At 72.3% G+C, this 13,902-nt stretch carries 13 protein-coding genes; 10 read left to right on the top strand and 3 right to left on the bottom strand.

What is annotated here, in order from left to right; genetic code table 11:
• Window positions 1-296: 296 nt before the first annotated feature.
• A complete protein-coding gene (locus tag ACFTXQ_RS27175; RefSeq protein WP_008738815.1) occupies window positions 297-578 on the bottom strand; it encodes an Lrp/AsnC family transcriptional regulator in 282 nt (93 codons plus the stop codon).
• Window positions 575-1,309: a rhomboid family intramembrane serine protease gene (locus tag ACFTXQ_RS27170; RefSeq protein WP_382645153.1), complete on the bottom strand. Its 735-nt coding sequence runs from the start codon at window positions 1,307-1,309 to the stop codon at window positions 575-577. Before ACFTXQ_RS27170 ends, ACFTXQ_RS27175 begins: the two co-directional genes overlap by 4 nt.
• A 132-nt stretch (window positions 1,310-1,441) precedes the next feature.
• On the opposite strand from ACFTXQ_RS27170, the gene ACFTXQ_RS27165 reads away from it, so the two are divergent.
• The 8 genes from ACFTXQ_RS27165 (at window position 1,442) to ACFTXQ_RS27130 (ending at window position 10,505) form a co-directional block, all read left to right on the top strand.
• Window positions 1,442-1,684 (top strand): hypothetical protein, encoded by a 243-nt coding sequence (locus tag ACFTXQ_RS27165; RefSeq protein ID WP_215020373.1) that lies wholly within the window; start codon window positions 1,442-1,444, stop codon window positions 1,682-1,684.
• 39 nt (window positions 1,685-1,723) lie between these two features.
• Window positions 1,724-3,088 carry an NYN domain-containing protein gene (locus ACFTXQ_RS27160; protein ID WP_382645197.1) on the top strand — a complete coding sequence of 455 codons (1,365 nt, stop codon included), beginning with the start codon at window positions 1,724-1,726 and terminating at the stop codon, window positions 3,086-3,088.
• A gap of 252 nt (window positions 3,089-3,340) precedes the next feature.
• Complete coding sequence (locus tag ACFTXQ_RS27155; RefSeq protein WP_382645150.1) at window positions 3,341-4,369, top strand: NlpC/P60 family protein; 1,029 nt, start codon at window positions 3,341-3,343, stop codon at window positions 4,367-4,369.
• Window positions 4,370-4,622: 253 nt separating this feature from the next.
• Window positions 4,623-5,702 (top strand): NlpC/P60 family protein, encoded by a 1,080-nt coding sequence (locus ACFTXQ_RS27150; RefSeq protein WP_382645147.1) that lies wholly within the window; start codon window positions 4,623-4,625, stop codon window positions 5,700-5,702.
• A 40-nt stretch (window positions 5,703-5,742) separates the two neighbouring features.
• Window positions 5,743-6,894 carry a hypothetical protein gene (locus ACFTXQ_RS27145; protein WP_382645145.1) on the top strand — a complete coding sequence of 384 codons (1,152 nt, stop codon included), beginning with the start codon at window positions 5,743-5,745 and terminating at the stop codon, window positions 6,892-6,894.
• An 84-nt stretch (window positions 6,895-6,978) separates the two neighbouring features.
• On the top strand, window positions 6,979-8,121 hold the full coding sequence (locus tag ACFTXQ_RS27140) for a glycosyltransferase family 4 protein (protein WP_382645142.1): 1,143 nt from the start codon (window positions 6,979-6,981) through the stop codon (window positions 8,119-8,121).
• Window positions 8,122-8,240: 119 nt separating this feature from the next.
• A complete protein-coding gene (locus ACFTXQ_RS27135; protein ID WP_382645139.1) occupies window positions 8,241-8,783 on the top strand; it encodes a YciI family protein in 543 nt (180 codons plus the stop codon).
• Between the two features lie 96 nt (window positions 8,784-8,879).
• Window positions 8,880-10,505: a GMC oxidoreductase gene (locus ACFTXQ_RS27130; protein WP_382645136.1), complete on the top strand. Its 1,626-nt coding sequence runs from the start codon at window positions 8,880-8,882 to the stop codon at window positions 10,503-10,505.
• Here the strand turns inward: ACFTXQ_RS27130 and ACFTXQ_RS27125 are convergent.
• Window positions 10,493-12,289: an AMP-dependent synthetase/ligase gene (locus ACFTXQ_RS27125; protein WP_382645133.1), complete on the bottom strand. Its 1,797-nt coding sequence runs from the start codon at window positions 12,287-12,289 to the stop codon at window positions 10,493-10,495. The genes ACFTXQ_RS27130 and ACFTXQ_RS27125 overlap by 13 nt on opposite strands.
• A 229-nt stretch (window positions 12,290-12,518) precedes the next feature.
• Between ACFTXQ_RS27125 and ACFTXQ_RS27120 the strand changes: the two genes are divergently transcribed.
• Window positions 12,519-13,295: a metallophosphoesterase gene (locus ACFTXQ_RS27120; protein ID WP_382645131.1), complete on the top strand. Its 777-nt coding sequence runs from the start codon at window positions 12,519-12,521 to the stop codon at window positions 13,293-13,295.
• A gap of 79 nt (window positions 13,296-13,374) precedes the next feature.
• Window positions 13,375-13,815, top strand: coding sequence for an SRPBCC family protein (locus ACFTXQ_RS27115; protein WP_382645128.1), 441 nt, complete (start codon window positions 13,375-13,377; stop codon window positions 13,813-13,815).
• Window positions 13,816-13,902 lie beyond the last annotated feature (87 nt).

Genomic DNA, 13,902 nt, shown 5'->3' with positions numbered 1-13,902 from the left:
GCCTCAATCGCCGGCGGGGCTGGGGGGTGCCGTCGGGTGGGGTCGGAGCGGGTCTTGGGGCGGTGCCCCTCCGGAGTGTCTCCTCGGCTCGCGCACCAAGGCGTGCTGCGTGACGTAAGGGTGGTTGCGCGCTCGTCCTGCGGGGACCCTCCTCCGTGTCCCCACCCCAAGCCCCACTCCGCCCCCACCCGCGCCGAGGTGAAATCACCCAGCAGTCAAGGCCCCGCCCGGGGACACCCCCCAGCCCGCCGGCGATTGAGGCACGGGGGCGCGGGGGCGGAGCCCCCGGAGTGACGCTACGCGTCCAGGCCGATGGCGAACGCGGCTTCCAGGTCGTGCTGGGAGTACGTGCGGAACGCCACGTGCGTGTCCGTCGCCTCGACGCCCGGGATCTTGCTGATGCGGCCCGGGATGATGTCCGCCAGGTTCTCGTGGCGGGCCACGCGGACCAGCGCGATCAGGTCGTACGTCCCCGTGACGGAGTAGACCTCGCTGACGCTGTCCAGCGCGGCGATGGACTCGGCGATCTCGGGGATGCGGTCCACGCTGGTCTTGATGAGCACGATCGCGGTGATCACGGTTGGCTGTCTCCCTCGGTGGCCGTCGCTGGTCGCCTCACTCTAGTCGTACGCCGGTAGCGGGCCCACGCGTAGAAGAAGCCGAGCGAGAAGCCCACCACGTGGGCCAGATAGGCGACTCCCGGCCCGCTCCCCGCCCGGTGCGCGGCCACCCACTGGAGGGCGAACCAGAACAGCAGCACGATCCACGCGGGGAACCGCAGCGGCAGGAAGAACAGGAACGGGAACAGGCTCGTCACCCTGGCCCGGGGCAGCAGGCACAGGAAGGCGCCGAGCACCGCGGAGATGGCTCCGGAGGCTCCGACCAGGGTCTGCGGGGAGCTCGCGTTGGCCGCCGCGTACGCCGCCAGGGCCAGGTAGCCCGTGCAGACGTAGAAGACGAGGAACGCCCGCCGGCCCATCCGCTCCTCCGCCATCGCGCCGAAGACGTAGAGGAAGAGCATGTTCCCCAGCAGGTGCAGCCAGCTGCCGTGGACGAACAGCGCGGTCAGCGGCGTCAGCCAGGCCCGCGGGGTGCCGGTGAACAGCTCGTCCGGGACCACGCCCCAGCGCCGGAAGTACGCGGTCCCGGCCGCCAGCAGCTGGTCGCCCGTGCCGTAGGCCGGGTTCAGCCCCGAGGCCGGGCCCACGACGAACACCACCGCGCAGCCCGCGATCAGCGCATGGGTGACCACCGGTCCCCGGGCAGCCTCCAGAACGGTCCGCCACCTTACGATCATGTGACAGAGCATGACGCAACCAGGCCCACCTGAAGCGGTGCCAGGCCGTAGGGTTACGAGCTGCGGTCCTGCGGTTCGTCATGACGTACGCCGACGGGCCCGGACCGCTTTAATTGAAAGAGCTACGAAGGAGAGAGCGGCCTGATGACGACGGTTCCCCTGCCGACCGACACCACACGGTGGCGCTGCACCCTGTGCGGCAACCTCACGCGCTTCGATGTCACCCGTTCGTCGAAGGTCGTCGAGTACGTCCACCTGGACCTCGCCGGGGAGCCCAAGGTCGAGGAGCGGGAGGTGGTCAATGAGACCATCGAGTCGGTCCGCTGCCGCTGGTGCAACGCGGTGGACCAGATCGAGCTCGTGGACAGGCCGGGCGCGGACTCCTGACGGAGCCGGGCCCACAGTAGATCACGGTAGGGGTGACGGATTGTGGAGCCAGCAAGCGGCGCTGAGCCGGCCGATGCGGCCGGCGACGCCGCCGAGGTGCTCGACCGCCCGCTGCCGGAAGGCGTGCGGCGCCGGGTCGTCGCGCTCGTCTCGGAGGCCTTCGGCGGTCTGACCGTCGCGGACCTGCCGGCACAGCTGCGCCAGTACGCCCGGTTCACCCCGACCCGGCGCGCCAAGTTCGCCGGCAACGCCATGGCCGCGGCGGTCGAGACCGACGCCGTGTTCCGCAGCCGCGTCGCCGAGAAGCTCCGTGAGGCGCAGGCCGATCTGGCCGGGGCGCTGGAGTCCGGTGCGCCGCCCGCCGCCGCCGATCCGCTGGACGTGGCGGCCGCCGCCTACGTGCTGAGGCCGGCCGGGTGGGTCAAGCTGGTCGCCGCCGCGGGCGAGGAGGCGCAGCGCGCCGACGCCGAGCGGGTCGGCGAGGAGACCCGCCGCGAGCTGGACCGGCTCCGCGAGGAACTCGCCCACGTACGGGACCTGCAGCGCGCCGGCGGCGAGCAGGTCCGGGTCGAGCTGGAGGCGGCGCGCAGGGAAGCGGAATCGCTTCAGCGCAAGTTGCGCAGCGCGCTCAGCGACGTCAAGCGCGGCGAGGCGGCCCTGCGCAAGGTGAACTCGGAGATCGACGGGATCCGCGGCGACGCGGCCGCGCGGGTGGCCGCCGCCGAGAGCGAGGCCCGGCGGCTCAAGTCCCGGCTGGCGGAGGTGGAGACGGCGCTGGAGACCTCGCGCCGGGCCACCCGCGAGGGGCGCAGCATCGAGGACATGCGGCTGCGGCTGCTGCTGGACACCGTCCTGGACGCGGCGGCGGGGCTGCGCCGCGAGCTGGCGCTGCCGCCGGTGAACACCCGCCCGGCGGACACCGTGGACGCGGTGGAGCCGGGCCGGATGACGCCCAAGGACATCGCGGCGCGTGCGCTGTCGGAGACCGATCCGGCGCTGCTGGACCAGCTGTTGGCGCTCCCGCAGGCCCATCTGGTGGTCGACGGCTACAACGTGACCAAGACGGGCTATCCGACGATGCCGCTGGAGAAGCAGCGGCTGCGGCTGCTGGGCGGGCTGTCGATGCTCGCCGCGCAGACGGGCGCCGAGATGACCTGTGTCTTCGACGGGGCGGAGCTGGCGGCCCCGGTGCTGCTCGCACCGCCGCGCGGGGTGCGGGTGCTGTTCTCCAAGGCGGGCGTGACGGCGGACGAGCTGATCCGCCAGCTGGTGCGGGCGGAGCCGCCCGGCCGTCCGGTGGTCGTGGTCTCCACGGACCGGGAGGTCGCCGACGGGGTGGCCAAGGCGGGTGCGCGGCCGGTGACGTCCGCCTTGTTGCTGAAGCGGCTTTCGCGCGTTTCGTAACTGCTGGCTTTAATGCCCGATTTGGCATGGCGTGTGGAAGACGTACCGTCAAGTGCCCGGCACGCAGCGTGCGCTGTAGGTAAAGAAGCAGGTCGGCAACCGAGTTTTTTCCCGACAGGATTTGAACTGATCACAGCGAGGTCACTAGGGTCTGTTCAAACCTTCGTGCGGTAGATCACTCATTCGGGGTGGCGGCGGAGGTGCTGCCGAGTTGCGTTCATCGGCGGCTCTAGGAAGAAGGAGCTCGCCTTCGTGGCGTCCCACCGTCGACCCAAGCAGCCGAACCGCGCTCGTGTGACCGTGCTCACCGCCACCGCGGCCGCGGCCGTCGCGCTCTCCTCCCAGGCCGCCTCCGCCGCCCCGGCGAAGCCGGGCAAGGACGAGGTCAAGTCTCAGGTCGACGCACTCTACGAAGAGGCGGAACAGGCCACCGAGAAGTTCAACGGGGCCAAGGAACGCCAGGAGAAGCTCGAAAAGGAGATCGCGCAGCTCCAGGACCAGGTCGCCCGCGGCCAGGGCGACCTCAACGAGCTGCGCAGCACGCTCGGTTCGATGGCGAGCGCCCAGTACCGCAACGGCGGCATAGACCCGTCGATCGCCCTCCTCCTCTCCGCGGACCCGGACAGCTACCTCGACAAGGCCTCCACCCTGGAGCACCTGAGCGGCAAGCAGGTCGAGGCCGTCCAGAAGATCCAGGCCAAGCAGCGCAGCCTCGCGCAGCAGCGCCAGGAGGCCGCCGGCAAGCTCGCCGACCTCGACGCCACCCGCAAGGAGCTCGGCGAGAAGAAGCAGGTCTCGCAGGAGAAGCTCGCCGAGGCCCAGGCCCTCCTCAACACCCTCACCGCCCAGGAGCGCGCCGCGCTCAAGGACGAGGAGTCGCGCGCCAGCCGCAGCGACAGCAGCCGCGTCGACCTCGGCAACGTGAAGGCCTCCGGCCGCGCCGGAGCCGCCCTCGAAGCCGCGAAGACCAAGCTGGGCGGCGCGTACGTCTCCGGCGCCACCGGCCCGAGCGCGTTCGACTGCTCCGGCCTGACGCAGTGGGCCTACAAGCAGGCCGGCGTGAACATCACCCGCACCACCTACACCCAGGCGAACGACGGCACGCGCATCGGCCGCAGCCAGCTCCAGCCCGGTGACCTGGTCTTCTTCTACGGGGACCTGCACCACGTCGGCCTCTACGCCGGCAACAACATGACGCTGCACGCCTCCAACCCGCGCGGCGGCATCAAGTACGAGTCCATGGACAACATGCCCTTCCAGTTCGGCGTCCGCGTCGGCTGACGCCGCCCGTACCCCGCGTCCCCGTACCGGGACGCGCCGTACACCGCCCATCCGGGCGAATTGCACGGCCTCGCACTGACCACGCGCCCCGCCGGTGACCTGGGTTTCCGGCGGGGCGTCACTGTGCGTACCCGTCAGGGGTCGTTGGCCGGTGCCCCGTGGCGCGGCTACTGTCTGCCAGCGCGGAACCCGGCACACGGCCGTCCACGGGGGGCGGACCCGGGCCCCGCGCAGCGGAAGGGAGCGGTTTCACGTGGCGTCCCATCGCCGGGCCGGCCTCAGCGGCCGCACCGGTCTTGCCGGCCTCACCGGCCTTGCCGGTCTCGACCGGAACGCGAAGGTCACCGTCCTCACCGCCGCCGCGGCAACCGCCGCCGTCGCCATGGCGGGCGCACCCGCGAGCGCGGCCCCCGGCCTCCCGCAGGACCCGTCCGACAGCGCCCGCGCCCAGGTCGACCGGCTCTTCGAAGAGGCAGAACAGGCCACCGAACACTTCAACGAGGCGGGCGAGAAGGCCGAGCGGCTCCGCGCCGAGGTCGACCGCGCCCAGGACGCCGTCGCCCGCGGCCAGGAGCGCATCAACACCATGCGCGGCATCCTCGGCACCTTCGCCGGCGCCCAGTACCGCAGCGGCGGAATCGACCCCACCGTCGGCCTGATGCTCTCCGAGGACCCGGACGCCTACCTGGAACAGGCCGCGGCCCTCGACCGGCTGACCGCCCGCCAGGCCCGGCAGCTCGACGAACTCCGTGAGGAGCAGCGCCGGCTCGGCCAGGAACGCCGGGAGGCCTCCCGCAAACTCGCCGAACTCGACGCGCTGCGCGCCGATGTGGCCCGGCACAAGCGGTCCGTCACCGCGAAGCTCGCGGCCGCCCGGCGGCTGCTCAACGCCATGCCGTCCGAGGAACGCGCCGACTTCGAGCGGGCCTCGCGCGCCGGCGGCCGCCCCGACGCGCTGCCCGACCCGTCCTCGCTGGGCCCCTCCTCGGGGCGCGCCGCCGCCGCCGTGATGGCGGCCCGGGCGGCGGTCGGCCGGCCGTACGTGTGGGGCTCCACCGGGCCCTCCGGCTTCGACTGCTCCGGGCTGATGGTCTGGTCGTACCGGCAGGCCGGGGTCTCGCTGCCGCGCACCTCGCAGGCCCAGCGGCACGCGGGGCGCCAGGTGCCGCTGTCGCAGGCGCGGCCCGGGGACCTGGTGACCTACCGCTCCGATGCCAGCCACGTCGGCATGTACGTGGGCAACGGGCAGGTGGTGCACGCGCCGTATCCCGGCGCCCGGGTGCGGTACGACCCCGTGGGGATGATGCCGGTTTCGGCGGTCACCCGGCCCTGAATGCGCGGGTTCGGCGGGTCGGGCTGCGTACGATCGGCTGATGTCCTCCGTCCGTCGCCGCGCCCGTCGTCGCCGCCGCTCCGCGCGGGTGCTGGTGCTCGCGCTGCTGTGCGTGCTGCCGGCCGCCGGATGCGGGGCGCGGCCGGCCGACGGCGCCGACCGGGACATCCGGCGGGCCGTCGCCGACTGGTCGCGGGTGCCGCCGGAGCGGCTCTCCGGGATCCCGCTGGAGGACTGGTCGTACGAGGTCGCCTCGGTACGGCGGGACGGGCCGCGGGCCCTCGTACGGGCTGAGCTGCACTACCGGCTGGCCGGTTACGACACGGCCGCGGGCGGATCGGCGCGCGTGCTGGAGCTCGAGCACGTACGCGAAGCCGCCGGGGGCGCCGCGCGGTGGCGGGTGACCGCCGACCGGCCCGCCCCGGGCGCGCTGCCGCAGCTGTGGGACCAGGGGCCGGTGTCCGAGGTCCGGGGCACGCACTCTCTGGTGCTGGGCGGCGCCGGGTCCTCCGACCTGGCCGCGATCGCCGCCGAGGCCGACCGGGCGGTGCCCGCGGCCAGCGCCGCCTGGCCCCGGCCGTGGGCCGGGCGGGTGGTGGTGCTGGTCCCCGGATCCCTGGACCTGATGGCGGCGCTGCTGGGCCGGCCGGCCGACGACTACCGGGGGCTGGGCGCCGTCACCACCGGCCGGGTGGGGGCCGCGGCGGCGCCCGCGGACCGGGTGGTGGTCAACCCGGAGGGCTGGGCCCAGCTGGGGCAGGAGGGCCGGCGCGTCGTCCTGACCCACGAGGTCACCCACGTGGCCACCCGGGCGGCGACCACCGCGACGACGCCGCTGTGGCTCTCCGAGGGCTTCGCGGACTGGGCGGCCTACCGGGGAACCCCCACCACCCCGGCGCAGGGCGCCCCCGCGCTGGCCCGGGCCGTACGGCGGGGCGAGCTGCCGGCCGCCCTCCCGGACACGGGGGCCTTCGCCTTCGGCGGGGAACCCGAGGCGCTGGCGCGGGCGTACGAGGGCGCCTGGCTGGCCTGCCGGCTGATCGCGGAGAAGTGGGGCGAGAAGGCGCTGGTGGAGCTGTACGAGCGGGCGGGGCGAGAGGCGTTCGGGACGGCGCTGCAGGAGACGCTGGGGGTGGACCAGGCGGGATTGACCGAGGCGTGGCGGGAGGCGCTCCGCCGGGAGCTGGGGTGACGGGGGGTTCGGGGGTCGTGCGCATGGTTACGTGTGCCGCCGCCTTGCGCCGCCGGACGCCTCGGCAGGTATCGTCGGCTGGCGATGCACAAGACGCTGATCGTGACCAATGACTTCCCGCCGCGACCGGGCGGCATCCAGGCCTTCCTGCACAACATGGCGCTGAGGCTGGATCCCGACCGGGTCGTCGTCTACGCCTCCACCTGGAAGCGGGGTGAGGAGGGGCGCGAGGCGACGGCGGCCTTCGACGCCGAGCAGCCGTTCCCGGTGGTGCGCGACCGTACGACGATGCTGCTGCCCACGCCGCGGGTGACGGCGAAGGCGGTCTCCCTGCTGCGCGAACACGGCTGCGAGTCGGTGTGGTTCGGGGCGGCGGCCCCGCTCGGCCTGATGGGCCCGGCACTGCGGCGGGCCGGGGCACGGCGGATCGTGGCCACCACGCACGGGCACGAGGCGGGCTGGGCCCAGCTGCCGGCCGCGCGGCAGCTGCTGCGGCGGATCGGCGAGGGCACGGACACGCTGACGTACCTGGGGGAGTACACGCGCTCGCGGATCGCCTCGGCGGTCACGGAGCGGGCGGCGGCGCGCATGGTGCAACTCCCGCCGGGGGTGGACGAGAAGACCTTCCACCCGGAGTCGGGCGGGGCGGAGGTCCGGGCCCGGCTGGGGCTGACGGACCGGCCGGTGGTGGTGTGCGTCTCCCGGCTGGTGCCTCGGAAGGGGCAGGACACGCTGATCGAGGCGATGCCGGGGATCCTGGCGGCTGTGCCGGACGCGGTGCTGCTGATCGTGGGCGGCGGGCCGTACGAGGCGGACCTGCGCGCGTTGGCGGCGGCCAAGGGGGTGGCGGCGTCCGTACGGTTCACCGGGGCCGTGCCGTGGTCGGAACTGCCCGCCCACTACGGGGCGGGGGACGTCTTCGCCATGCCGTGCCGGACCCGGCGGGGCGGGCTGGACGTGGAGGGCCTCGGCATCGTCTACCTGGAGGCCTCGGCGACGGGCCTGCCGGTCGTCGCGGGCGACTCCGGCGGGGCGCCGGACGCGGTACTGGACGGCGAGACGGGCTGGGTCGTCCGGGGCGGCTCCCCGCAGGACGCGGCGGACCGCGTGGTGGCGCTGCTGCGGGACCCGGCCCTGCGGGAGCGGATGGGCGCGGCGGGACGGGCGTGGGTCGAGGAGCGGTGGCGCTGGGACCTGCTGGCGGGGCGGCTGCGGGAGTTGTTGTAGGCGGGCGGCGCCGGCGCCGTTGTTGTGGGCCATCAGGATCAGCGGGACGTGGCCCTGAGGGGAGCACCCATGTCGATACTGCGTCGACCCGGTGCGCCCGTTCGGGAGATCCTCTGGGCATGGAATTCCTCTGTTACCACCGTGACCGGCCCGGCTCCCTGGCGCTGCGGGACGAACTGCTGGAAGCGCACTGGTCCTACATGGACCAGTACGCGGCGGAGATGATCGCCCGGGGGCCGACCTTCGACGGCGACGTGCCCACGGGCAGTCTGCACATTCTCGACCTGCCCGATCCCGCTGTCGCCCGCGCGTTCGCCTTCGGCGAGCCCGGCTATCAGGCCGGTGTGTACCGGGACGTAATGGTGCGGCGCTGGCGGAACGTGCTGGGGCGGACGATGTGGGACTTCCCCGGTGGACGGACCGGCGGGGAGCGGTACCTGGTGCTCGGGCTGGGGGCGGGTGAGCCCGCCGACCTTGAGGTGCCGGGGGAGAGGGACGAGCTCATCGCCTATGGGCCGTTGCTGTCCGACGACGGGGCCACCTGGCTGGGTACGGCGGTGCTGGTCCGGGCGCCGGACCCCGAGACGGCGCGCGCCGTGCTGACCCCGGACCGGTACGACGACATCGAGGTGCACGACTGGGAGTTCGGCGGGCGGCGATGAGGACCGGGTGCGAGCAGCCGCCACATCTGACTGTCTCTCAGATGCCTGTCAAGACGGACTATGGATGGACGGCTGGATTCCGCTCATGATGCGGCCATGACACCTCAGCTGACGCGCCGTCAAATGCTTGGCATCGGCGCCCTCCAGACCGCCGCCATGCTCGGCTTCACGCGGATCGGGCTCTCCTCGGCCGCCGCCGCCGAGCCCGCCGCCACGCAGTACGCACCCGCCATCGTCGTCGGTTCGGGGTACGGGTCCGCCGTCGCCGCGCTCCGGCTCGGGCAAGCCGGGGTGCGCACCGTCGTCCTCGAGATGGGGCGGCTCTGGGACAGCCCCGGGGCGGACGGGAAGGTCTTTCCCTCCACCTCCGCACCCGACCAGCGCTCCATGTGGTTCCGCACCCGGACCGAGGCGCCCCTGGCGCAGTTCCTTTGGCTCGATGTCGTCAATCGCGACATCAAGCCGTACCCGGGCGTTCTCGACCGGGTGAACTACGGGGACATGTCCGTGTACGTGGGGCGGGGGGTCGGCGGGGGCTCGTTGGTCAACGGCGGGATGGCGCCCACGCCCCGGCGGTCGTACTTCTCCGAGGTGCTGCCCCTCGTCGACGCCGACGAGATGTACGGGACCTACTTCCCGCGGGCACGGGCCATGCTCGGGGTGAACGAGATCGACCCGGGCTGGTTCGAGTCCACGGAGTGGTACCGCTTCGCGCGGGTTTCGCGCAAGCACGCGCAGAACACCGGGCTCAAGACCGTGTTCGTGCCCAACGTGTACGACTTCGAGTACATGAAGCGGGAGGCGGCCGGCACCGCCACCAGGTCGGCGCTGGCCGGCGAGGTCATCTACGGCAACAACCACGGGAAGAAGAGCGTCGACAAGACCTATCTCGCCGCGGCGATCGGCACCGGCAACGTCACCATCGAGACCATGCAGCGGGTGGTGGGGGTACGGCCCGATCCGGCCGGGGGATACGTCGTCACCGTGCAGACCAGCGATGTGACCGGGCGGGTCACCCAGGTGCGCGAGCTCGGCTGCCGGCAGCTGTTCCTCGGGGCCGGGAGCCTGGGGACCACCGAGATCCTGCTGCGGGCCCGGGAGAAGGGGACGCTGCCCGGGCTCAGCGACAAGGTCGGGCGCGGCTGGGGGCACAACGGCAACGTCATGACCGCGCGCGCCAACCACCTGTGGGACACCGTCGGGGCGAACCAGGCGACCATGCCCGCCCTGGGGATCGACGACTGGGACAACGCCGCCAATCCCGTCTTCGCCGAGATCGCCCCGCTGCCCATGGGGCTGGAGCACTGGATCTCGATGTACCTGGCCATCACGAAGAATCCCGAGCGGGGGTTCTTCACCTACGACGCCGCGAGTGACGCGGCCCGGCTGAACTGGACCAGGGACCAGAACACGCCGTCCGTGGAGGCGGCCAAGTGCCTGTTCGACCGGATCAACCGGAAGAACGTGACGGTCTACCGGCACGACCTGTTCGGGGACAACAAGGCGTTCGCCGACAACTTCACCTATCACCCGCTGGGCGGCTGCGTTCTCGGCGAGGCGACGGACGCCTATGGGCGGGCGAAGGGGTACCAGGGGCTGTACGTCGTGGACGGCTCCCTGGTCCCCGGCTCACTCGGCGTGAACCCGTTCGTGACCATCACCGCTCTCGCCGAGCGGAACATGGCCCGGATCCTGGGTGAGGATCCGCGTCAGGGCCGGTAGAGGGCCTCGATCTCGTCCGCGAAGTCCTTCGCCACCACGTTGCGCTTCAGCTTCAGCGACGGCGTGATGTGGCCCGACTCCTCCGTGAACTGGGAGGGCAGAATGCGGAATTTCCGCACCGATTCCGCCTTGGAAACCGCCGCGTTGCCGTCGTCGACGGCCTTCTGGACGGCGGCCATGAGGTCCGCGTCCTCGCGCAGCTCCGCCGCCGTCACACCCTTCGGCTTGCCGTTCTCGGCGGCCCAGCGGCCCAGGAACTCCTCGTCGATGGTGACCAGCGCGGCCACGAACGGCCGCCCGTCGCCGACCACCATGCACTCCGCCACCAGCGCGTGGGCGCGGATGCGGTCCTCGATGACGGCGGGCGCCACGTTCTTGCCGCCCGCCGTGACGATGAGTTCCTTCTTGCGGCCGGTGATCGCGAGGTAGCCGTCCTCGTCGAGGGTGCCGACGTCGCCGGTGTGGAACCAGCCGTCCGTCAGCGCCTCGGCCGTCGCCGTCTCGTTCTTCCAGTAGCCCTGGAAGACGTGCTCGCCGTGCAGCAGCACCTCGCCGTCGTCCGCGATGCGCACCACGGAGCCCGGCAGCGGCTGGCCGACCGTACCGATCTTCGTCTTGTCCCACGGGTTGAAGGCCGTGGCCGCGCAGGACTCGGTCAGGCCGTAGCCCTCCAGCACGGTGAAGCCGATGCCGCGGAAGAAGTGCCCGAGGCGCTCGCCGAGCGGGGCGCCGCCCGAGATCGCGTACTCGCCGCGGCCGCCGAGGACCGTGTGGAGCTTGCTGTAGACCAGCTTGGAGAACAGCTTGTGCTTGAGGCGCAGACCGAAGGACGGGCCGGAGGGGGTGTCCAGGGCGCGGCTGTACGCGATGGCCGTCTCGGCCGCCGCGTCGAAGATCTTGCCCTTGCCGTCCGCCTGCGCCTTGGCGCGCGCCGAGTTGTAGACCTTCTCGAAGACCCGCGGCACACCGAGGATCAGCGTCGGCTTGAAGGACGCCAGCTCGTCGGTCAGGTTCTTGATGTCCGGTACGCAGCCCAGGCGGATCGGCGCCAGGACGGACGCCACCTCCACCAGGCGGCCGAAGACGTGCGCGGCCGGCAGGAAGAGCAGCACGGAGCACTCGCCGGTGCGGAAGAGCGGGCTCAGGCGCTCCACCACGTTGCCGCACTCGGCGAAGAAGTTGCGGTGGGTCAGCACACAGCCCTTGGGGCGGCCGGTGGTGCCCGAGGTGTAGACGATGGTGGCCGGGTCGTCGGCGTTGGCGAGGCTGCTGCGCTCCTCGACCTCGGCGTCGGTGATCGAGGCGCCCGCGCCCTTGAGCGTGTCCAGGGCGCCCTGCTCGATCTCCCAGACCTCGCGCAGCTCCGGCAGCCGGTCGCGCAGTGAGGCCACGGCCGTGCTGTGCCCGGCGCCCTCGACGACCGCGGCGACCGCGCCGGAATCGCCGAGGATCCACTGGATCTGCTCGGGGGAGCTGGTCTCGTACACGGGGACGGTGACGCCGCCCGCGCTCCAGATCGCGAAGTCGATCAGGACCCACTCGTAGCGGGTGCGGGAGATGAGGGCGACCCGGTCGCCCGGACGGATGCCGGCGGCGATCAGACCCTTCGCCGCGGCCCGCACCTCGGCGAGGAACTCGGTCGCGGTCACGTCCTGCCACCGGCCGTCGACCTTGCGGCTCATGACGGCGGTGTCTGGATGCTGCGCGGCATTGCGGCGGATGAGATCCGTCAGGTTCCCGTCCGACGGGACCTCGTACAGGGCCGGAAGGCTGAACTCGCGCAAGACTGCTGCTCCTCTGGGCGCCATCGCCACCGTGTGGACCGACCGGACGTTACCCACCGGTAGTGGGTTCCGATAGAGGGAACCGGCCAGATGTTCCCTGCGTCACATGACGCAGCAATACCGGGCCGACACTAGTCGACCCCGTTCAGGACTCGGAAGTAACCGCAGGTCCGGCCCCTTTCGCCGCCCGCCCTACCCGTCGGTCGCCAGGCGCCCCTAGGGTGACCGCATGGCTGGCAGCACGCGGGTTCACGTCGTGAGCGACGTACACGGCAACACAGAGGCCCTCGCCAGGGCAGGGGACGGCGCCGACGCGCTGATCTGCCTCGGCGACCTGGTCCTCTTCCTCGACTACGCCGACCACTCGCGCGGGATCTTCCCCGACCTCTTCGGCGTCGAGAACGCCGACCGGATCGTGGAGCTGCGCACCGCGCGCCGCTTCGAGGAGGCCCACGCCCTCGGCCGGCGGCTGTGGGCCGGGCTGGACCGCGAACGGATGATCGAGGGCGCGGTGCGCCGCCAGTACGCCGAGATGTTCGCCGCCTTCCCCACCCCCACGTACGCCACCTACGGCAACGTCGACATCCCGGCCCTCTGGCCGGAGTACGCCGACCGGCCAGGCCTCACCGTCCTCGACGGGCAGCGGGTGGAGATCGGCGGCCGGGTCTTCGGCTTCGTGGGCGGCGGACTGCCCTCGCCGATGCGGACCCCCTACGAGGTCTCCCTGGAGGAGTACGCCGCCAAGGTGGAGGCCCTGGGCGAGGTCGACGTGCTGTGCTCGCACATCCCGCCGGAGGTCCCGGAGCTCTGCTACGACACGGTGGCCCGGCGCTTCGAGCGGGGCAGCGAGGCCCTGCTCGCCGCGATCCGGCGGACCCGCCCCCGGTACGCCCTCTTCGGGCACGTGCACCAGCCGCTGGCGCGGCGGATGCGGATCGGGAGCACGGAGTGCGTGAACGTCGGGCACTTCGCGGCCACGGGAAGGCCCTGGGCCCTGGAGTGGTGAGCTCCGCACGCACGGTAGCCTTCGAGCGGCGGCCGGAGGCCGCACATTTCCTCGAATACACCCCGGAGGATCGACCGCGATGGCGGAACACACCAGCTCAAGCATCACCATCGAGGCTTCGCCGGCGGACGTGATGGCCGTGATCGCCGACTTCGCCCGCTACCCGGAGTGGACCGGCGAGGTGAAGGAGGCCGAGGTGCTGGCCACCGACGCCGAGGGCCGCGCCTCGAAGGTCCGGCTGCTGCTCGACGCGGGCGCGATCAAGGACGACCACACCCTCGCGTACACCTGGAAGGGTGCGGACGAGGTCAGCTGGACCCTGGACAAGTCGCAGATGCTGCGACAGCTGGACGGCTCCTACCGGCTGGCGCCGGTGGACGGCGGCAAGCGGACCGAGGTCACTTACTCGCTGACCGTGGACGTCAAGATTCCGATGCTCGGCATGATCAAGCGGAAGGCCGAGAAGGTCATCATCGACCGCGCCCTGGCGGGCCTGAAGAAACGCGTCGAGTCCCACTGACCCCACGGGGGCTCCGCCCCCGTACCCCCGCCCCGCCAACCCCGCGGCGGGGGGGAGTGTCCCCCGGCGCGCCCCGCGACCCGGCGG

It is taken from the genome of Streptomyces sp. NPDC057010, from assembly GCF_042673805.1.
Lineage (GTDB): Bacteria > Actinomycetota > Actinomycetes > Streptomycetales > Streptomycetaceae > Streptomyces.
This window is presented reverse-complemented; position numbering and strand designations above follow the sequence as displayed.

Coding starts and splice junctions, on each gene's coding strand:
- ACFTXQ_RS27145 (WP_382645145.1), top strand. CDS start 5,743: ATGTCCTCCGTCCGTCGCCGCGCCCGTCGTCGCCGCCGCTCCGCGCGG.
- ACFTXQ_RS27130 (WP_382645136.1), top strand. CDS start 8,880: ATGACACCTCAGCTGACGCGCCGTCAAATGCTTGGCATCGGCGCCCTC.
- ACFTXQ_RS27115 (WP_382645128.1), top strand. CDS start 13,375: ATGGCGGAACACACCAGCTCAAGCATCACCATCGAGGCTTCGCCGGCG.
- ACFTXQ_RS27165 (WP_215020373.1), top strand. CDS start 1,442: ATGACGACGGTTCCCCTGCCGACCGACACCACACGGTGGCGCTGCACC.
- ACFTXQ_RS27140 (WP_382645142.1), top strand. CDS start 6,979: ATGCACAAGACGCTGATCGTGACCAATGACTTCCCGCCGCGACCGGGC.
- ACFTXQ_RS27120 (WP_382645131.1), top strand. CDS start 12,519: ATGGCTGGCAGCACGCGGGTTCACGTCGTGAGCGACGTACACGGCAAC.
- ACFTXQ_RS27170 (WP_382645153.1), bottom strand. CDS start 1,309: ATGCTCTGTCACATGATCGTAAGGTGGCGGACCGTTCTGGAGGCTGCC.
- ACFTXQ_RS27135 (WP_382645139.1), top strand. CDS start 8,241: ATGGAATTCCTCTGTTACCACCGTGACCGGCCCGGCTCCCTGGCGCTG.